Annotated in this window: 18 protein-coding genes; 8 read left to right on the forward strand and 10 right to left on the reverse strand. The window is 67.6% G+C overall.

The window, feature by feature from the left end:
• Positions 1-25: 25 nt before the first annotated feature.
• Entirely contained in the window at positions 26-1,243 is a 1,218-nt protein-coding gene (locus C265_RS20210) for a cation:proton antiporter (RefSeq protein ID WP_010810804.1), read from the forward strand.
• A 15-nt stretch (positions 1,244-1,258) separates the two neighbouring features.
• Here C265_RS20210 and C265_RS20215 read toward each other — a convergent pair whose 3' ends face one another.
• The gene (locus tag C265_RS20215) at positions 1,259-2,164 is read right to left on the reverse strand and encodes a LysR family transcriptional regulator (protein ID WP_010810805.1); all 906 of its coding nucleotides are present in this window, start codon (positions 2,162-2,164) and stop codon (positions 1,259-1,261) included.
• A 136-nt stretch (positions 2,165-2,300) separates the two neighbouring features.
• On the opposite strand from C265_RS20215, the gene C265_RS20220 reads away from it, so the two are divergent.
• Positions 2,301-3,608 carry an SGNH/GDSL hydrolase family protein gene (locus tag C265_RS20220; protein ID WP_010810806.1) on the forward strand — a complete coding sequence of 436 codons (1,308 nt, stop codon included), beginning with the start codon at positions 2,301-2,303 and terminating at the stop codon, positions 3,606-3,608.
• On the opposite strand, the gene C265_RS20225 is transcribed toward C265_RS20220, so the two are convergent.
• From C265_RS20225 to C265_RS20235, 3 genes are all read right to left on the reverse strand, one after another.
• The gene (locus tag C265_RS20225) at positions 3,566-4,219 is read right to left on the reverse strand and encodes a glutathione S-transferase family protein (protein WP_010810807.1); all 654 of its coding nucleotides are present in this window, start codon (positions 4,217-4,219) and stop codon (positions 3,566-3,568) included. The two genes, C265_RS20220 and C265_RS20225, sit on opposite strands and share 43 nt — an antisense overlap.
• A 42-nt stretch (positions 4,220-4,261) precedes the next feature.
• The gene (gene pip, locus C265_RS20230; protein WP_010810808.1) at positions 4,262-5,218 is read right to left on the reverse strand and encodes a prolyl aminopeptidase; all 957 of its coding nucleotides are present in this window, start codon (positions 5,216-5,218) and stop codon (positions 4,262-4,264) included.
• 69 nt (positions 5,219-5,287) lie between these two features.
• Positions 5,288-6,175, reverse strand: coding sequence for a LysR substrate-binding domain-containing protein (locus C265_RS20235; protein ID WP_010810809.1), 888 nt, complete (start codon positions 6,173-6,175; stop codon positions 5,288-5,290).
• A 146-nt stretch (positions 6,176-6,321) separates the two neighbouring features.
• On the opposite strand from C265_RS20235, the gene C265_RS20240 reads away from it, so the two are divergent.
• Complete coding sequence (locus C265_RS20240; protein WP_010810810.1) at positions 6,322-6,720, forward strand: RidA family protein; 399 nt, start codon at positions 6,322-6,324, stop codon at positions 6,718-6,720.
• Positions 6,717-7,850: an NADH:flavin oxidoreductase gene (locus tag C265_RS20245; protein ID WP_010810811.1), complete on the forward strand. Its 1,134-nt coding sequence runs from the start codon at positions 6,717-6,719 to the stop codon at positions 7,848-7,850. The genes C265_RS20240 and C265_RS20245 overlap by 4 nt, the downstream gene beginning before the upstream one ends.
• 14 nt (positions 7,851-7,864) lie before the next feature.
• On the opposite strand, the gene C265_RS20250 is transcribed toward C265_RS20245, so the two are convergent.
• On the reverse strand, positions 7,865-8,863 hold the full coding sequence (locus C265_RS20250) for an AraC family transcriptional regulator (protein WP_037024847.1): 999 nt from the start codon (positions 8,861-8,863) through the stop codon (positions 7,865-7,867).
• Between the two features lie 190 nt (positions 8,864-9,053).
• Here C265_RS20250 and C265_RS20255 point away from each other — a divergent pair, with 190 nt between their 5' ends.
• From C265_RS20255 to C265_RS20265, 3 genes are read left to right on the forward strand one after another with little or no spacing between them, the layout of a single operon-like run.
• Positions 9,054-10,034 carry a quinone oxidoreductase gene (locus C265_RS20255; protein WP_010810813.1) on the forward strand — a complete coding sequence of 327 codons (981 nt, stop codon included), beginning with the start codon at positions 9,054-9,056 and terminating at the stop codon, positions 10,032-10,034.
• Positions 10,035-10,059: 25 nt separating this feature from the next.
• Entirely contained in the window at positions 10,060-10,908 is an 849-nt protein-coding gene (locus C265_RS20260; protein WP_010810814.1) for a TauD/TfdA family dioxygenase, read from the forward strand.
• A gap of 11 nt (positions 10,909-10,919) precedes the next feature.
• The gene (locus C265_RS20265) at positions 10,920-12,566 is read left to right on the forward strand and encodes a fatty acid--CoA ligase (RefSeq protein WP_010810815.1); all 1,647 of its coding nucleotides are present in this window, start codon (positions 10,920-10,922) and stop codon (positions 12,564-12,566) included.
• 67 nt (positions 12,567-12,633) lie between these two features.
• Here C265_RS20265 and C265_RS20270 read toward each other — a convergent pair whose 3' ends face one another.
• Genes C265_RS20270 through C265_RS20285 form a run of 4 tightly spaced genes read right to left on the reverse strand, consistent with a single transcriptional unit; the run spans position 12,634 to position 15,692 of the window.
• Positions 12,634-13,608 (reverse strand): tripartite tricarboxylate transporter substrate binding protein, encoded by a 975-nt coding sequence (locus C265_RS20270; RefSeq protein WP_010810816.1) that lies wholly within the window; start codon positions 13,606-13,608, stop codon positions 12,634-12,636.
• 53 nt (positions 13,609-13,661) lie between these two features.
• A complete protein-coding gene (locus C265_RS20275) occupies positions 13,662-14,378 on the reverse strand; it encodes a DsbA family oxidoreductase (protein WP_010810817.1) in 717 nt (238 codons plus the stop codon).
• A complete protein-coding gene (locus tag C265_RS20280) occupies positions 14,375-14,575 on the reverse strand; it encodes a DUF1289 domain-containing protein (RefSeq protein WP_010810818.1) in 201 nt (66 codons plus the stop codon). The genes C265_RS20275 and C265_RS20280 overlap by 4 nt, the downstream gene beginning before the upstream one ends.
• Before the next feature lie 58 nt (positions 14,576-14,633).
• The gene (locus C265_RS20285) at positions 14,634-15,692 is read right to left on the reverse strand and encodes a 3-keto-5-aminohexanoate cleavage protein (protein WP_010810819.1); all 1,059 of its coding nucleotides are present in this window, start codon (positions 15,690-15,692) and stop codon (positions 14,634-14,636) included.
• Between the two features lie 116 nt (positions 15,693-15,808).
• Between C265_RS20285 and C265_RS20290 the strand changes: the two genes are divergently transcribed.
• Complete coding sequence (locus C265_RS20290) at positions 15,809-16,810, forward strand: AraC family transcriptional regulator (protein WP_010810820.1); 1,002 nt, start codon at positions 15,809-15,811, stop codon at positions 16,808-16,810.
• A 574-nt stretch (positions 16,811-17,384) separates the two neighbouring features.
• On the opposite strand, the gene C265_RS20295 is transcribed toward C265_RS20290, so the two are convergent.
• The coding region (locus C265_RS20295; RefSeq protein ID WP_010809865.1) for an IS256 family transposase at positions 17,385-17,685 on the reverse strand (301 nt) is incomplete at its 5' end.

Raw genomic sequence — 17,685 nt, forward strand, 5'->3', positions numbered from 1 at the left:
GCGCATGCCATGCCAGGTTGGCCCCATGAACGGGGTCAGCATCTTCTTCCTGCAGGCGATGCTGGTGGTCGCCCTGCCCTACCTGCTATGGCGTGGTGCCGGCCTGCGCTCGGTGTTTCCGCTGGTCGGTGTGCAGGTGCTGGCCGGCATCGTGCTGGGGCCGTCGGTGTTCGGGCAACTGGCGCCGCAGGGCTGGACCGCGCTGTTCGGCCCTGATCGCCTGCCGATGCTGTCCGGCCTGCAGTGGCTGGCGGTGACGCTGTTCTGCTTCCTGACCGGCCTGCACCTGCGCGAAGACAGCGTGCCCGCGCACTGGCGCGCGACCCTGCAGATCTCGCTGGGCAGCATTGCGGCGCCGTTCGCGCTGGGGGCCGCTGCCGGCTGGTGGATGACCACGGCCGGCTGGCCGGTCGCGGGGGAACTGGCCAGCCCCTACTGGTTTGCCTGCGCCATGGGCATCTGCACCGCCGTCACGGCGCTGCCGGTGCTGGGTGCGCTGCTGCGCGAGATGCGCCTGACCGGCACCCGCCTGGGCCAGCTGGCCTTGCGCTGCGCGGCCGTCAACGATGCCTGGGTGTGGCTGTTCCTGACCCTGGTGCTGCTGCAGCATGGCGGCCAGGACGGCACCAGCGGCCTCATCGTGGCGGCCCGCGCCGGTGCTTACCTGGCGTTCATGTTCCTGGCAGTGCGCCCCGCGCTGGCATGGCTGCTGCGCCGCCGCGCGCCGGAGACCGAGCTGCTGCTGGCGATGGCGCTGTTCCTGGTGCTGGCGTCTGCATTCCTGGGGGAGTTGGCCGGGCTGCACCATGTGATGGGCGGCTTCGTCGCCGGACTGGTATGGCCCGCACGCGAAGCGCAGCGTGTGCGCCAGCAGCTCGAACCGGTCACGGTGGTGGTGCTGCTGCCCTTCTTTTTCCTGGCCGCCGGACTGCGCACCGAGATCTCGCTGGATAATCCGATGACACTGTGGATCGCGTTGCTGTCGCTGGTCATCGCGATCACCGGCAAGATGGCCGGCGTCGCGCTGCCCGCGCGCCGCGCCGGCATGGGCTGGCACGAATCGCTGGCACTGGGCACGCTACTGCAGACCAAGGGCCTGGTCGAGGTGGTGGTGCTGACCGTGCTGCTGGACGCGCGCATCATCAGCACCGCGGCGTTTTCCGGACTGTTGCTGATGGCGCTGGCCAGCACGCTGCTGGCGCGGCCGTTGACGATGCTGGTAGCGCGGGGCCGGTTGCATTAAGCGCCATCCGGCCGCTCACACCGGAGTCAATCCCGGCAACCCTGCAATCGCCTGCGCCAGGTAGTCCAGCAAAAGCCGCACCCGCTCCGGCTGGTAGCGCCGCGACGGATAGACCAGGAAGGCTTCCTGCGCCGGACCGCTCCAGCGTGGCAACACGCGCTGCAGGGCGCCGCTGTCGAGCAGGTCCTGCACCAGCCATGCCGGCGTCATGCCAAAGCCGGCGCCGGCCAGGAAGCTTTCGCGCATCGCCAGCGAGTTGTTGACGCGGTAGCGGCAGGACGCGCTGACCGGCGCCTGCCCGCCGGGCCCGTCGAGCACGATCTCGTCGCCGGCGGCCAGCCAGGTGAAGCGCAGGATCTGGTGCCGCGCCAGGTCGGCCGGCTGCCGGATGCGCGCATGGCGTGCGAGGTAGTCGGGCGAGGCTACCAGCAGCCGCGGCGACACCGCGATGCGGCGCGCGACCACATTGGGCGGCAGCGAGGCGCCGAGGCGCACCGCGATGTCGACGCCCTCCTCCACCAGGTCGACGAAGCGGTCGTCGAACAGCAACTCCACCTCTACCTCCGGATAGCGCTGCTGGAACGCCAGCACCAGCGCATTGAGCCGCAGCACGCCGAAGCTGGCCGGCGCGCTGACACGCACCCGCCCGGCCGGCTGCCGGGACATGCCACGCGCATCGCTGACCGCCTCGCCGTATTCATCCAGCACGCGGCGCGCGCGCTCATGGAAGCGCCGCCCCGCCTCGGTCGGCGACAGGCTGGTGGTGCTGCGCTCCAGCAGCCGCACGCCCATCTCTTTCTCCAGCGCAGCCACGACCTTGCTGATGGTCGGCTGGGTCGACTGCAGCTCGCGCGCCACCGCCGACAGGCTGCCCAGCTCCACGGCGCGCACGAAGACCTGCATTGCCCTGATGGTGTCCATGCCGTTCCTTGTGTGCCCACTCATTCCATCATGGCATGAGCGATATGCCATTCTGCCCGCTACCTGTCATTTCTGGAATGCCCTACCTTTGGCGCCATCCCGGCACCAACGCCGGTCCACGAACCGAGGCAAACCCATGTTCCGCATTCCCCGCATCCTGCGCCGCCTGACTGCGCTGACGTTGTCCGCCACCATCGCCAGCACCGCGGCGCTGGCCAGCCCCTTGCAAGACCCGGCCTGGCTGACCAGCTGGATGGCAAGCCAGCAGCCGGTGTGGCAGCCCGGCGCCCAGCCGCTGCCGACCGGCGTGCCCGCGGTGCTGTCCGGCCAGACGCTGCGCCAGGTGGTACGGCTCAGCGTGGGCGGCAAGCGCGTGCGCGTGGTGCTGTCCAACCCCTACGGCCGCCACCCGGTCGCGGTCGGCGCGGCGCAACTCGCGCGCCATGCCGGCGGTGGCAGTACCGATGCGGCGGGCAGCAGCGCGGTGACGTTCCGCGGCAGCGCGTCGGTGATTCTCCCGGCTGGCCAGTCCGTGGCAAGCGATCCGGTCGTCTTCGACTCCCCCGTACTGGGCGAACTGGCACTCAGCCTCTACCTGCCGCAACCGACAGCGATCGAGTCGTTCCATTGGGATGGGCGCCAGACCGCGTGGCTCGTGGCCGGCAATGCGACCAGGCAGGCCACGCTGCCTGCGCCGCAGTCGTTCAGCGCACGCATCCTGCTCAGCGAGGTGCAGGTCGATGCGCCCGGGCATGCCGGCGCCGTGGTGGCCATCGGCGATTCGATCACCGAGGGCAACGGCTCAACCCCCGACACCAACCGCCGCTGGCCCGACGTGCTGGCACAGCGTGCTGCCGGCAACGGCGTGGCTGTGCTCAATGCCGGCATCTCCGGCGGCCGGCTGCTGCGCGATGGCATGGGGGAGTCCGCGCTGGCGCGGCTGGATCGCGACGTACTGAGCCAGCCGCATGTGCGCACCGTGATCGTGGCGATCGGCATCAACGATATCGCCTGGCCAGGCTCCACCTTTGCACCGGGCGATGCGGTGCCGCAGGCCGCCGAGCTGATCGAGGGCTACCGCCGCCTGATCGCGCGCGCCCATGCGCGCGGCGTGCGCGTGATCGGCGCCACCATCACGCCGTTTGCGGGGGCGCTGCGCGATACGCCGATCCGCGGCTATGACAGCCCGGGCAAGGAAGCGGTGCGGCTGGCGGTCAACGACTGGATCCGCAACGGCGGCGCGTTCGATGGGGTGGTGGACTTCGACGCCGCGGTGCGCGATCCCGCGCGCCCGCAGGCGCTGCTGCCGGCGTTCGACAGCGGCGACCACCTGCATCCCGGCGACGCGGGCTATCGCGCCATGGCGGCGCAGATCGATGCGGCGCTGCCTGAGCTTGGCCGTCAGTCCCGGTCCGGCGCACCCGGTGGAAAGAGCGGACGGTAAGGCCGCGCCTCGTCCACCGCGCGCGCGAACGATGGCCGCGCCAGCAGCCGGTTGCGATAAGCGCGCACATTGCCGCGCGCATCGGGGATGGGATGCACCCAGTCCGCGTAGAACAGCGATGGCGCGGCAGCGCAATCGGCCAGAGTGAAGGCGCCGCCCGCGGCCCATTCCCGGCCGGCCAGCGTTGGCTCGAGCCAGGCGTAGGCCGAGTCAAGCAGCTTGCGCGCCTCGGCCACGCCATAGGCATCGCGGTGCTCCGCCGGGCGCAGGTAGTCGGCCACGATGCGTTGCATCGGCGTCATCACGTACTGGTCGAAGAAGCGGTCGAGCATGCGCACTTCCAGCGCGGCGTCGGGCGAATCCGGCAGCCAGCGCACCGGGCCGCGGTGATGCTGGTCCAGGTAGTCGATGATGATGCTGGACTCGAACACCGTGCGGCTGCCATCGACCAGCACCGGCATGCGCCTGAGCGGCCACAGCCTGGCGAGTTCGTCCATGTTCTGCGCGTGTTCAGGCGACAGCATCCGGAATTCGAAGGGGATGGCGTTCTCGTACAGCGCAACCAGGACCTTCTGGCAATAGGACGAAAACGGGTGGGCGTATAGCTCCATCGTGGTCTCCGGTGGTGATCTTCGGTGGTGGTCGGCGCGCGACTACTGCTGCGCCGCAAAGCGATCGGTCGCGGCAATCAGCTGGTCCATGATGCCCGGCTCGGTCCACGCATGGCCGGCGCCTTCGATCAGGTGGAAATCGGCCGCGGGCCACGCCTGGTGCAGCGCATAGGCATAGCGCACCGGGCACGGCATGTCATAGCGGCCGTGCACGATCACGCCGGGGATGTCGGCCAGCTTGTGCGCGTCGCGCAGCAGCTGCCCGTCTTCCAGCCAGCAGCGGTGCGTGAAATAGTGGTTCTCCAGCCGCGCGAACGCCAGCGCGAAGTGCCCGTCGTCATGCTTGGCGCTGTTGCCGGCGTCCGGCAGCAGCGTGATGGTCTCGCCTTCCCAAACGCTCCATGCGCGTGCCGCTTCCACCTGCTTGTCCTGGTCGTCACCAGTCAGCAGCTTGCGGTACGCGGCCATCATGTTGCCGCGCTCGGCCTCGGGCACCGGCGACTGGAAACGCGCCCATTTGTCGGGGAACATCTCGGACACGCCGTATTGGTAGTACCAGTCCAGCTCGGCCTGCGACACCGTGTAGATGCCACGCAGCACCAGCTCGCTGACGCGCTGCGGGTGCTTCTGCGCATAGGCCAGCGCCAGCGTCGAGCCCCATGAGCCGCCGAACACCAGCCAGCGCTCCACGCCGGCCAGATTGCGCAGGCGCTCGATATCGTCGACCAGGTGCCAGGTGGTGTTGGCCTCCAGCCCCGCATGCGGCGTCGAACGCCCGCAGCCGCGCTGGTCGAACAGCAGCACGTCATAGCGCGCCGGATCGAACAGCCGCCGGTGGTCCGCAGAGATCCCGCCACCGGGCCCGCCGTGCAGGAACACCGCCGGCTTGGCGCCGGGCGTGCCCACGCGCTCGTAGTAGATGACATGCCCGTCGCCGACATCCAGCGTGCCGGTTTCATAGGGCTCGATTTCGGGATAGAGGGTGCGCAAGGCCGGCATGGATATGGGTCTACGGAGATCGGGAGCCACAGTGTACGCCGGAGGGAACGTCAAACAGTAGCCCGCCCCTTAACCGGCGAACACCGCCTTCACCCAGTCCCTCAGCAACCGCGTGGCGGGACGCTCCGCGGCGCGCTCGCTGTAGACAAGGTCATAGCGGAAACTCTCCAGCGTAAGCCCGAAGGGCTGCACCAGCACGCCCGAGGCCAGCTCTTCGGCGACCAGCGTCAGGCTGAGCAGGCCGACTCCCTGTCCCGCAATGGTGGCCTGCACGGCGTGGATCTCGTCGGTAAAGCTGAGGCCCGCCTGTGGATCGGTGACCTCGACGCCGGCGTGCGCCAGCCACTGGTGCCATACCGGCGCGCGCTCGTCATCGCGCGCGCCGGCGCCCCATTCGAAGTGCACCAGCGTGGCGTGCTTCAGGTCTTGCACGCTGGCCAGCTTCAGGCCGGGGCTGCAGACCGGCGCAAACCGGTCGCAGAACAACGGCTCGACCACCAGGCCGGGATAGCTGCCGCTGCCGTAGCGGATGGCAGCGTCCGCATCGTGGTCCAGGTCGACGACCTGGTCCGACGCATCCAGGCGCAGCGTCCAGTCAGGGTAGGCCGTGCGGAACTGGCCGGCGCGCGGTGCCAGCCGCCTGGCCATGAAGGCAACCGTCGACGTCAGCGTGGCAACGTTGGCCTGTGCGCTGCGCTGCACCGCCAGCACGGCGCGCTCCATCCCGTCCAGGCCGTCCCGCACCGCGGGAAACAACTGATGCCCGGCGGGCGTCAGGCGCACCTTGCGGGTCTGGCGCTCGAACAGCTTCACGCCAAGGCTCTCTTCCAGCAACCGGATCTGGTGGCTGACCGCCGTCGGCGTGACGTGCAGTTCGTCCGCCGCGTGCTTGAAGCTGGCGCGCCGGGCGGCGGCTTCAAAGGTGCGCAGGGCACCCAGTGGCGGCAGTTTGCGCAAGCCTCCCCCTTAGATGAGGTGTATTCATGTGTCGATTGAAAAGCGACCATTTGTCGCGGCCTGATCTCCGCTCCGATACTTGACCTATCTGATCGGCCACCCAGGCGATCAGGTGAATTCTACTAAATCATCTACCGGAGTCAGCAATGCTACTGGAACAAGTCCACACCCAACCCGACCCTTATGCTCCCTATCTGCTTTCGCAAGCCATCCGGGCCGGCGGCTTCCTCTTTGTCTCCGGCCAGGCCGGGGTCGGCGACGATGGCGCCATCGTGGGCCGTGACGACTTCGATGCCCAGGCCGAGCAGGCGTTCAGCAACCTCAGGCGCGCGCTGCAAGCGGGCGGCTCGGGGCTGGACCGCGTGGTGAAGGTGACGATCTTCCTGACCTCGATGGCACACTTCCCGAAGATCGTCGCACTGCGCCGCAAGTGGTTCTCTGCTCCCTATCCGGCCGACACCATCGTCGAGGTCTCGGCGCTCTACTCGCCGGACGCGAAGATCGAGATCGAAGCCATCGCCCTGGCCGCAGAGGCTGCGCGATGACCACGCCCGCCGCGCCCTCACTGTTCGATACGCTGGCCCTGAACGGCGTGCCGCTGCGCAACCGGCTCGCGGTGGCGCCGATGACGCGCATCAGCGCCACCGCCGCAGGCGTTCCCACCGAGGCCATGACGCGCTACTACGCAGGCTTTGCCCGCGGCGGCTTTGGCCTCATTGTCACGGAGGGCATCTATACCGACCGTGCCTATGCCCAGGGCTATGCCGGCCAGCCCGGTTTGACGGATGCGCAGCAAGTGGCCGCGTGGCGCCAGGTGGTTGCCGCGGTCCACCAGCAGGGCGGGCGCATCGTGGCCCAGCTGATGCACGCCGGTGCGCTGTCGCAGGCCAACCACTTCCGCGACCACACGGTCGGGCCCTCGGCGGTGCAGCCCAAGGGGCTGCAGATGACCGTGTATGCCGGCAAGGGTCCATACCGGATGCCGCGCGCCATGGAAGAGGCGGACATCCTGCAGGCCATCGAAGGCTTTGCGCAGGCCGCCCGGCTGGCCCGTGACGCGGGTTTCGACGGCGTTGAAATCCACGGTGCCAATGGCTATCTGCTGGATCAGTTCCTGACGGGCTATACGAATCAACGCCAGGACGCCTGGGGCGGCAGCATCGCACAGCGCATGCGCCTGCCGCTGGAAACCGTCCGCGCGGTGCGCGTTGCCGTGGGAGCTGGCTTCCCCGTCGGCGTGCGCATCTCGCAAGGCAAGGTCAATGATTTCGTCCACAAGTGGCCGGAAGGCGCGGAAGGCGCGGCCGCCGTTTTCTCCGCGCTCGCGGCAAGCACCGTGGACTACCTCCACGTGACGGAGCACGAAGCATGGCAGCCCGCCTTCGCGGACGACGGCGCGACGCTGGTGCAGCTTGCACGCCGTGCCGCGCCCGGGCTCACGATCATGGCCAACGGCAGCCTGCATGAGCCATCGCGCGCGGCTAGCCTGCTGGACGATGGCGCGACGCTGGTCGCGCTCGGACGCGGCGCCCTTGCGAATCCGGACTGGCCGGTGCTGGTGCGCGAGGGACAGCCGGTGCGGCCGTTCGATGCGGCCGTCCTCGCGCCGCTGGGCAATGTCAAGGATGCCGAGCTGGCGCTGCGCGAAGCACGCGCGACGGTGACGCCAGGCTGACGGCATCGCCCGCGCTAGCGTTGCGCGTGATCCCTGCGCCAGCTGGCCGGCGCCATCCCGAACTGCGCAGAAAACCACCGGGTAAAGGAGCTGGCCGACCCATACCCCAGCAACTGCGACACCCGCAGCAGCGAATAGCGCGGGTTCTCCACGTACCGTCGCGCCAGTTCACGCCGCACGTCGTTCAGGATCTCAGTAAAGGTCTCGCCCGCGTCGTCGAGCTGGCGCTGCATGGTGCGCAGGCTCAGGCCCAGGCCCTCCGCCACGGCCTCGCAGGTGGCGCGGCCCATTGGCAGCATCAGGTAGATGGCGGCGCGCACTTCATGGCCGATGGACTGCGGGTTGGCGCGCGGCAGCGTGTCGATGAACTGCTGCGCGTAGCGTGCCATGACCGGATCCGCCGTCGGGTTCGGCGCGTCGAGGTCGGCCGCGCGGCAGATGATGCCATTGCAGTCCGCGTTGAACTCCAGCGGGCAACCGAACAGGCGGCGATGGATGCGCAGGTCGGCCGGCGGCGCATGCGTGAAGCTCACGCCGATCGGCTGCCAGCGCGGACCCAGCAGCAGCGCGCACATGCGGAAGACGACGCCGATGGCCAGCTCGGTGGCCTGCCGCGAGGGCGCGTCGCTGAGCACTTCCTGCCGGATGACCACGGCGCTGCCGGCATCCTCGAGCAACAGCGCCACCGAGTCATTGACCAGGTGCCGGTAGCGGATGGTGGTGGCCAGCGCGGCGCGCAGCGTGGGCTGCTGGCTGATCAAGAGGCTCATCACGCCAAAGTCCGACAGCTGGCGCGACTCCGCCATGCGCAGCCCGAAGGTCGGGCAGGCCGAGGCCTGCGCGGCGGCTTCCAGCAGCGCCACGCAGGCGCTGAGCGGGACGCGCTGGTCGGGATCGTCCAGCCAGGCCCGCCGCAGTCGCGCCTGGCGCAGCAACGGCTGCGGATCCAGGCCGAGGTCGCGCGAAACCTCGAGGAAGTTGGTTAGTGCGGCAGCACGTATCAGGGTTTCCAAGCCAGCGTTGCCTTGCGATGAGATGTCAGTCGGGGGCGCGGTCTGCCCGCCGCAGCAGCGATCATAGGGCCGCATGGCATGAAATGCAAAGTCATCGGGAGCCAATGCAAAGCCGGCCGGGGCAGCAATCTCTACAGTTCCCTGCAGCTGCAGCGTGTTCTGCACCAACCAGACTCCAGGAGACAAGACCATGGCAAACGTTGTCCGCATGTACGAGACCGGCGGCCCCGAAGTGCTTCGCTATGAACACATGGAAGTGGGCGATCCGGGCCCCGGACAGGTCCGCATCCGCCACGTCGCAGTGGGACTGAACTACGCCGACACCTACTTCCGCAATGGCACCTATCCCGTGCCGCTGCCCAGCGGCATGGGCGTGGAAGCCGCCGGCGTGGTGGTATCCGTCGGCCCGGGCGTGACCAACGTGGCGGCGGGCGACCGCGTCACCTACACCGGCTTCGTCAACACGCTGGGCGCCTACAGCACCGAGCGCCTGGTACCGGCCGCGCCGCTGATCCGCCTGCCCGAGAGCATTGCCTTCGAAACCGCCGCGGCCATGACCATGCGCGGGCTGACCTCGGCCTACCTGATGCGCCGCATCTATCCGTTCAGCCAGGGCGACACCATCCTGCTGCACGCCGCGGCGGGCGGGGTCGGGCTGATCGTGTCGCAGTGGGCCAAGCTGCTGGGCCTGACGGTGATCGGCACGGTGTCCACCGAAGCCAAGGCCGAAGTGGCGCGTGCGCACGGCTGCGACCACATCATCCAGTACACCCGCGAAGACGTAGCCAAGCGCGTGCGCGAGCTGACCGACGGCGTGGGGGTCTCGGTGGTATTCGACAGCGTCGGCAAGACCACCTTCATGGCGTCGCTGGATTCGCTCAAGCGGCGCGGCACCATGGTGTGCGTGGGCACCGCATCGGGCCCGATTCCACCGTTCGACCCCGTGCTGCTGGCGATGAAGGGATCGCTGTTCCTGACGCGCCCGGCGCTGGCCGACTACATCGCCGACCCTGCGGAGAAGCAAGCGCTGGCGGGCGAGCTGTTCGACCACGTGGGCGCGGGCCGCATCCGCATCGGCATCAACCAGCGCTATGCGCTGGAAGACGCGGTCCAGGCGCACCAGGACCTGGAGGCGCGCCGTACCACCGGCTCGTCGATCTTCGTCATCTGAGAACAACAACAGAGGAGACCACACCATGCATGCAGAACCCCTGACCTGCACCATCGGCGCCGAGCTGAGCGGCGTCAGCCTGGCCGATGCATCACGCGACGCCGGCCTGTTCGCCGAGATCAAGGCGCTGTTGCTGCAATACAAGGTGCTGTTCCTGCGCGACCAGGACATCACCCGCGCCGAACACGTTGCCTTTGCTCGCCGCTTCGGCGAACTGGAAGACCACCCGGTGGTAGGCAGCGACCCGGATCACCCGGGCCTGGTGCAGATCTACAAGTCGCCCGACAGCAAGGTCGAGCACTACGAGAACTCGTTCCATTGCGACGCCACCTGGCGCCAGGCGCCGCCGATGGGCTGCGTGCTGCGCTGCGTGGAAACGCCGGCAGTGGGCGGCGACACCATCTGGGTGAACATGGGCGAGGCGTACCGCCGCCTGCCGCAAGACATCAAGGCCCGCATCGAAGGCCTGCGCGCCAAGCACAGCATCGAACACACCTTCGGCGCCAATATGCCGCCGGAGAAGCGTGCCGCGCTGGCGGCGCAGTTCCCGATGGTGGAGCATCCCGTAGTGCGCACCCACCCGGAGACGGGCGAGAAGGTCCTGTTCGTCAACGCCTTCACCTCGCACTTTGCCAACTACCACCGCGACGACGTGGTCCGCTTCGGCAAGGATTTCATGCCCGGCGCGGGCGATCTGCTGCACTACCTGTGCGCGCAGGCGGAGATCCCGGAGTACCAGGTGCGCTGGCGCTGGAAGAAGAACAGCGTGGCGATCTGGGACAACCGCTGCACCCAGCATTACGCAGTGCAGGACTATGCGCCCACGGTGCGCAAAATGGAGCGCGCCGGCATCATCGGCGACGTGCCGTTCTGACGGAGGCAGACATGCAACCAAACCTTGTGCCTGCGGCGCCGCAGGCTTATGCCTATCCCTTGCTCGTCAGGCAACTGCTGCTCAATTCGCTGTCGCTCTACGGCGACCAGCAGATCACGTACCGCGGGCAACTGCGCCATAGCTATCGCGACTTCCACCGGCGTGTCGGCCGGCTGGCTTCAGCGCTGGCGGTGCAGGGGGTGGCGCACGGCACCACCGTGGCGGTGATGGACTGGGACAGCCACCGCTACCTGGAATGCTATTTCGGCGTGCCGATGATGGGCGCGACGCTGTTCACGGTCAACGTGCGGCTGTCGGCGCAGCAGATCCTATACACGCTGAACGATTCCGGCGCCGAGGTGGTGCTGCTCCATCCCGACTTCCTGCCGGTGATGGAAGAGATCCGCGGCCAGCTGACCAGCGTGCGCAGCTTTGTCCTGCTGGCCGACGGCCAGCACGTGCCGCCGACATCTCTGCCGTTCTGCGGCGAGTACGAGACGCTGCTGAGCGCGGCCTCGCCCGACTTCGACTTCCCCGAGTTCGACGAGAACACCCGCGCCGCCACCTTCTACACGACGGGCACCACCGGCGATCCCAAGGGCGTGTGCTACAGCCATCGCGATATCGTGCTGCATGCGCTGGCCTCGGCCACCAGCCTGTGCGCGCCGCGCGAAGGACAGCGCCTGCATCGGGAAGACGTCTACATGCCGATCACGCCGATGTTCCACGTGCTCGCCTGGGGCATCCCGTATGTCGCGGTCATGCTCGGGCTGCGCATCGTGCTGCCGGGGCGCTATGCGCCGGACATGCTGCTGCAGTTGCGCGAGACCGAGCGGGTCACGTTCTCGCACTGCGTGCCGACCTTGCTGCAGATGCTGTTGCAGGCGGCGCAGGCAAGCGGCCAGGACTTGTCGGGCTGGAAGCTCATCATCGGCGGCTCGGCGCTGCCGCCGGCGTTGTGCGAGGCTGCCCTCGAGCGCGGCATGGATGTGTTTGCCGGCTATGGCATGTCGGAGACCGGCCCCATCGTCGCGCTGGCACAGTTGCCGCCAGGCGACGCACATCGCGACCATGAAACCGAAGTGCGCATGCGCTGCTCGACGGGGCGGCCGGTGGCGATGGTGGACTTCCGCCTGGTGGATGAATCGATGCACGAGGTGCCGCGCGACGGCCAGGCGCGCGGCGAGATCGTGCTGCGCGCACCGTTCCTGACCAGGGCATACCATGGCAAGCCCGAGGCATCGGCCGAGCTGTGGGCCGGCGGCTACCTGCATACGCAGGACATCGCGGTAATGGGGGCCGACGGCTTCGTGCAGATCGTCGACCGGATCAAGGACGTGATCAAGACCGGCGGCGAATGGGTCTCGTCGATCGAGGTCGAGAGCCTGGTCACGCAGGTGCCGGGCGTGCAGGAGTGCGCGGTCATCGGCGTGCCGGACGCCAGGTGGGGCGAGCGGCCGATGGCATTCGTGGTGCGCAAGCCTGGCACAACGGTGACCGCGGATACGATTCGTACGTCGCTGCTGGCGCGCGTCGAGGCCAACCGGCTCAGCAAATATGCGGTGCCGGAATCCGAGCGGATCCTGTTTGTCGACGAGATCCCGAAGACCAGCGTCGGCAAGATCGACAAGAAGCGCTTGCGCAGCACCGGCGCCTGAGCCGGCAGCAGGAAGAAGAAAGGGCAGCCTCGGATGAGGCTGCCCTTTTGCGTTGCCGGGAACTGACTCAGGGCTGGATATTGAACGCCTTGACGATGCCGGCATTGCGCTCGAACTCCGTGCGCACTGATTCGCTCAGTTGCGGCAGGGGCTGCGCCGGCAGCGGCTCATAACCGAGCGCCTCCATGCGGTCGCGCACCTTGGCAGAAGCCGCGGCCTTGTAGGCAGCCGCGTGGACCTTCTCGGCCAGTTCGGGCGACAGCTTCGACGACGCAATCACGCCCACCCAGTTGCTGAACTCCATGTCGGGGTAACCCATTTCCGCAAAGGTTGGCACCTGCGGCAGCAGCGCCGAGCGGCTCTTCGACGCCACGGCATAGACCTGCACCTTGCCGGCACGGATCATCGGCAGCGAGGTCACCATGCCGTCGTACATCACGGCAATCTGATTGCCCATCACCTGCGTCAGCGCCGGCGCGGAACCGGCAAAGGGCACATGCTGCAAGTCCAGCCCGGCCTTCTGGTTCATGATCATGCCCGCGTAGTGCGAAGCGGTGCCGGCGCTGTACGAAGCAAAGCTGAGCTTGCCCGGATTGGCCCGGGCGTAGCTGACCAGGCCCTTCAGGTCCTTGGCCGGCAGGCCAGGCGCGCCAATCATCACCATGCGCGAACGCGCCACGGCGGCGATGGGCCTGACGTCTTTCAGCGGGTCGAACGGCTGCTTGAGCACATGCGGGATCTCGGTCAGCACATTGCTGGCGGTGACCATGATGGTCTGGCCATCAGCGGGCGCGGCCAGCATGGTGGTGATGGCAATGCCACCGCCGGCGCCCGGCTTGTTGTCGACCACCACGGGGTGGCCAAGGTCGGCCGACAGCTGGTCTGCCAGCAGGCGCGCGAGCACGTCCATGGTGCCGCCCGCGGGGGCGGGCACCAGCATCCGGACCGGCTTGCTGGTCCAGGCCATGGCAGCGGGAGCCGCCAGCGCCAGGCCGGCCGCAACGGCGGCGATGCGCAGCAGGAATGAAGGGTGGGTGGGCATGTTGTCTCCGTTATGTAGTATGGATCTTCTGTCCAGCATTGCCGGGCGCGGCGTCACCGGGCGGTGAGCGCGATGCCTGGCGGGGGTGGGGAAGCGGGAGACGCGCGGGCCAGCGCCCGCAGCATTGCCTCCAGCAAGGCACGCGGCGGCCTGGCGCCAGCGATCGGCGGCGCACCGTTGATCACAAAGCGCGGCACGCCCAGGCCGGGATTGGGTAGCGGCACATCCTCGCCATGCAGCGGCGGCAGCCATGCCAGGTCTTGCGCAGTGGCCGGTGCCGCCGCTTGCGGCATCGGCATGCCGGAGGCGATCGCCGCGGCGTGCAGCACGCGTGGATCGCCGAGGTCCTCGCCGCGCAGGAAGTACCCTTCAAACAATCGGTCGATCAGCACGGATGCGGCCGCCTCGCCACCAGCCTGGCGCGCATACCGGATCAGGCGATGCGCAAGCACGGTGTTGGGCAGCACTTCGATGCGGTCAAGTTCCAGCGTGATGCCGGCCTCGCGCGCCGCGGCGCATACCTGCGCCTGCCGCAGCGCCACGGCTTCGGCGCTGCCAAGCCGCGCCAGGCTGAACTTGCGATAGGGGATGCCGGCAGGCGGCAGCGTCGGAAACAGGAGAGAGCTGCGCCATTCGACCGTGACCGCTACATCGGGCCGTTGCTGGGCCAGCTGCGCCAGCGCTGTTTCAAGATGGCGCTTGCCGATCATGCACCAGGGGCAGACCAGGTCGAACCCGACCTGGATGAAGAGGGAGACGGGCTGGTTCATGGCAGAGCGCCCGTAGCGGCACGCTGCCCGCGGCGGGCCGGCGCCGCCGCCAGCACTTGCGCACGCTCCGCCTCGCTCATCTGCGCCCAGCGCCCGATTTCCAGCCGTGTCCTGGCGCAGCCCTGGCAATAGCGGTTGGCGAGGTCCATGCGGCAGATGTTGATGCAGGGATTGGCGAGGGCGTCAGGGTGATGCATCACGAACTCCGGTAGTGCATGGCAAGGGCCGGCCGGTATGCCGGCCCTGTGGCCAGGGTCAGGCCGCCGCGCGCAGCGGCAGGTTCTTCTGCCCCGCCTTGCGGTTGGGCGCCATGCCATTGGCTTCCAGCGTGGCGTCGGCGCTGTCGTACCAGGTGCCGATGCGGTAGATCTCGCGGGCTTCCTTGCCCGATGCGATCTCGCGGCCCAGTTCATGCGCCACGCGCACGCACTGCTCGATCTGCTGCACCGAGGTCATGCGGTTGCCGTGCTGGTCGATGATGGTGTCTTCGATGCCGCAGCGCGGGTGCAGGCCCATCGCCATCGCCATCATGTTGAACGGCAGCACGTTCTTCAGCAGCGACTCGGCGGTCAGCGTGCAGCCGTCCGGCGCGCGGTGCACGAAGTTGAAGAAGTTGAACGGGTTGGGGCCGTCGAAGCCGCCGCCGATGCCGATCCAGGTCAGGTTCAGCGGGCCGGTGTAGACGCCGGCGCGCACCAGCCGCTCCAGCGTTTCCAGCGCGTGCATGCCGGTCAGCTGGAAATGCGGCTGGATGCCCGAGGCCTGCAGCCGGCGCAGGTGCTCTTCCACCCAGCCCGGGCCGGCCGGCACGGTCATTTCGCGATAGGCGGCCTGGTAGGCCGGGTGTTCCAGCGAGGTGCCCTTCAGGTATTCCGGATAGAGCAACTCCATGATGTTCATCTGCGTGGTGTTGATCGCCACGGTCACCTGGTCGGGCTTGGGCTCCAGCTCCGCCAGCATGTGGCGGGTGTCGTCGGACAGCCACTTGGCCGCCTGGCCGTCGTCTTCCGGCGCAAACGAGATCGAGCCGCCCACCTGGATGATCATGTCCGGCACCGCGGCGCGCACGCCGGCGATCAGCTCGTTGAACTTGGACAAGCGCTTGGAGCCCTTGCCGTCCAGTTCGCGCACGTGCAGGTGCAGCACCGTGGCGCCGGCGTTGTAGCAGTCCACGGCTTTCTGGACCTGCTCTTCCATGGTGACGGGGATGTCTTCGGGAAAGTCCTGCGGCATCCATTCCGGGCCATAGGGCGCAACGGTGATCACCACCTTGTCCATGTTTTCGGGGTGCAGGGAATCGTCAAGGAATTGCATGGATGGCTCCGGTTGGTTAGTGGTTGGAGTATCGGTGAACGACCGGCCGCGATTTGACGATTGGGGACATCCGATTTACATTTCGGGACACTCAGGGAAAGCACGGAATCCGCCCAATGTCCTACTATCTGCGCAGCGCCAGCCTGACCAATTACGTGGAAGTCGCGCGTTCGCTGGGGCTCGATCCGTACCAGCAACTGAGGGCGGCAAAGATCAACCGCTCGGTCCTGCTCGATCCCGATATCCGCATCCCCGCGGCCTCGGTCGGCCGCTTGCTGGATGCGTCGGCACACGCCACCGGGGCCGACGATTTCGGCCTGCGCATGGCCGAGCTGCGCGAGTTCTCCAACCTCGGCCCGCTCGCCTTCGTGGTGCGTGAAGAGCCCACGCTGCGCCGCGCGCTGGAGTCGATGGTCCGCTACATGGGCCTGCAGAATGAATCGCTGTCGATGCGTATCGAAGACAGCGATGAACTGGTGATGATCCGGCTGCAGGTGCTCACCGAAGCGCCGGGCACCTTGCGGCAGGCCGCCGACCTCGCGGTCGGCGTGGTGTTCCGGATGCTGAGGCTGTTCCTGGGGCAGTCCTGGCGGCCGCGCAGCATCTGCTTCACCCACCCCGCGCCGGCCAACGCGGCCACGTTTTCACGCGTGTTCGGCATGCCCTGCACCTTCAACCAGGATTTCGACGGCATCGTCTGCCTGGCCTCGGACCTGGAGGCGCCGTTGCCGTCGTATGACCCGGTGATGGCGCAGCAGGTGAAGCACTATCTCGGCACGCTGCTGGCGCAGTCGACCGCGGCGACCATGTCGGACATGGTGCGCAAGCTGGTCTATGCGCTGCTGCCCACCGGACTGTGCTCGGTCGAACGCGTGGCCCAGCACCTGAGCGTCGACCGGCGCACCGTGCATCGGCGGCTCGGGCAGGAACATACGACCTACTCCGACATCCTTGCCGAGGCCCGTGCCGACCTGGTAATCCGCTACCTGGAGAACCGCGAGCGTCCGCTGTCGGAAGTGGCCGCGCTGCTGGGGTTTTCGTCGCTGAGCGCGTTCTCGCGGTGGTTCAGCGGGCGTTTTGGGCGCAGCGTGTCGGCATGGCGGGCGCAGGCGGGGTAATAGAGGAAAGGTTCTTTGCGAATTTGAGGGTGGTGGCTGTTGGCGGGTGTGGTTGATTGGGCTGTCGCTACGCGGTCGGTTGTCGTTCTTGACTAGCGTGGCTGTTTCGCCGGCGTAGCCGGCGACCTACTTCTTGTCCAAGCGACAAGAAGTAGGCAAGAAACGCGTCGCCTATGCGGCTGGCAATCAATTACGCGGCGTCGGTCATATGGGCGGCGGTGCTTGCCGTTTGGATGTGATCGCGGTTCGACCCTGCTACGCCATGTGAGTCAGGGACAGTGCCTGCGATAACCGGCTTTTGAACGATCCCCAAGTCGGGCGGTGGCCCGCGCTCTCGAGCGATATCGCATCAACGCCTTCGGCTGCGCTCCGCGCAAGCGCCCAATGACCGTCAACGCATTTTGAGCCTGCGTAGCAGCCGTAGGCGTCCCCGCGATACGGCTGGCAGCAGGCGGCCTACGCTTTTTGTCGCTCGGACAAAAAGTGACTCGCCGGCTAAGCGGGCCTGTCAGTTTTTTTGTGTGCAGGGCAGGTAAAGGCTCACCGTCAATTCGACCGGTGAGCCAGCATTATCTCAACGATGCGGATGGGTGAAGCGGTCCTCGTAGAGGATCGCAAACTGGTTCATGGCAGCCTTCCAGTCATGCGTTGAACTGCCCCACTTCCCGGTGATGTTGCGCAGGGCCAGCCACAGGAGCTTGGTCGCCGCCTCATCGCTGGGGAAGTGGCCCCGCGTCTTGATGATCTTGCGCAGTTGCGCATTGATGCTCTCGATCGCGTTGGTCGTGTAGATGATCTTGCGGATCGCCGGCGGGAACGTAAAGAACGGGATCACCTGATCCCAGGCGCGGCGCCAGGACGCGGCGATCGGGGGG

Origin of the sequence: Cupriavidus sp. GA3-3 (assembly GCF_000389805.1) — a bacterium.
Taxonomy (GTDB): domain Bacteria; phylum Pseudomonadota; class Gammaproteobacteria; order Burkholderiales; family Burkholderiaceae; genus Cupriavidus; species Cupriavidus necator_D.

Bases quoted from the DNA above. Each gene is read 5' to 3' on its own strand.
- C265_RS20210 (WP_010810804.1), top strand. From the start codon at position 26: ATGAACGGGGTCAGCATCTTCTTCCTGCAGGCGATGCTGGTGGTCGCC.
- C265_RS20215 (WP_010810805.1), bottom strand. From the start codon at position 2,164: ATGGACACCATCAGGGCAATGCAGGTCTTCGTGCGCGCCGTGGAGCTG.
- C265_RS20220 (WP_010810806.1), top strand. From the start codon at position 2,301: ATGTTCCGCATTCCCCGCATCCTGCGCCGCCTGACTGCGCTGACGTTG.
- C265_RS20225 (WP_010810807.1), bottom strand. From the start codon at position 4,219: ATGGAGCTATACGCCCACCCGTTTTCGTCCTATTGCCAGAAGGTCCTG.
- pip (WP_010810808.1), bottom strand. From the start codon at position 5,218: ATGCCGGCCTTGCGCACCCTCTATCCCGAAATCGAGCCCTATGAAACC.
- C265_RS20240 (WP_010810810.1), top strand. From the start codon at position 6,322: ATGCTACTGGAACAAGTCCACACCCAACCCGACCCTTATGCTCCCTAT.
- C265_RS20245 (WP_010810811.1), top strand. From the start codon at position 6,717: ATGACCACGCCCGCCGCGCCCTCACTGTTCGATACGCTGGCCCTGAAC.
- C265_RS20255 (WP_010810813.1), top strand. From the start codon at position 9,054: ATGGCAAACGTTGTCCGCATGTACGAGACCGGCGGCCCCGAAGTGCTT.
- C265_RS20260 (WP_010810814.1), top strand. From the start codon at position 10,060: ATGCATGCAGAACCCCTGACCTGCACCATCGGCGCCGAGCTGAGCGGC.
- C265_RS20265 (WP_010810815.1), top strand. From the start codon at position 10,920: ATGCAACCAAACCTTGTGCCTGCGGCGCCGCAGGCTTATGCCTATCCC.
- C265_RS20270 (WP_010810816.1), bottom strand. From the start codon at position 13,608: ATGCCCACCCACCCTTCATTCCTGCTGCGCATCGCCGCCGTTGCGGCC.
- C265_RS20275 (WP_010810817.1), bottom strand. From the start codon at position 14,378: ATGAACCAGCCCGTCTCCCTCTTCATCCAGGTCGGGTTCGACCTGGTC.
- C265_RS20280 (WP_010810818.1), bottom strand. From the start codon at position 14,575: ATGCATCACCCTGACGCCCTCGCCAATCCCTGCATCAACATCTGCCGC.
- C265_RS20285 (WP_010810819.1), bottom strand. From the start codon at position 15,692: ATGCAATTCCTTGACGATTCCCTGCACCCCGAAAACATGGACAAGGTG.
- C265_RS20290 (WP_010810820.1), top strand. From the start codon at position 15,809: ATGTCCTACTATCTGCGCAGCGCCAGCCTGACCAATTACGTGGAAGTC.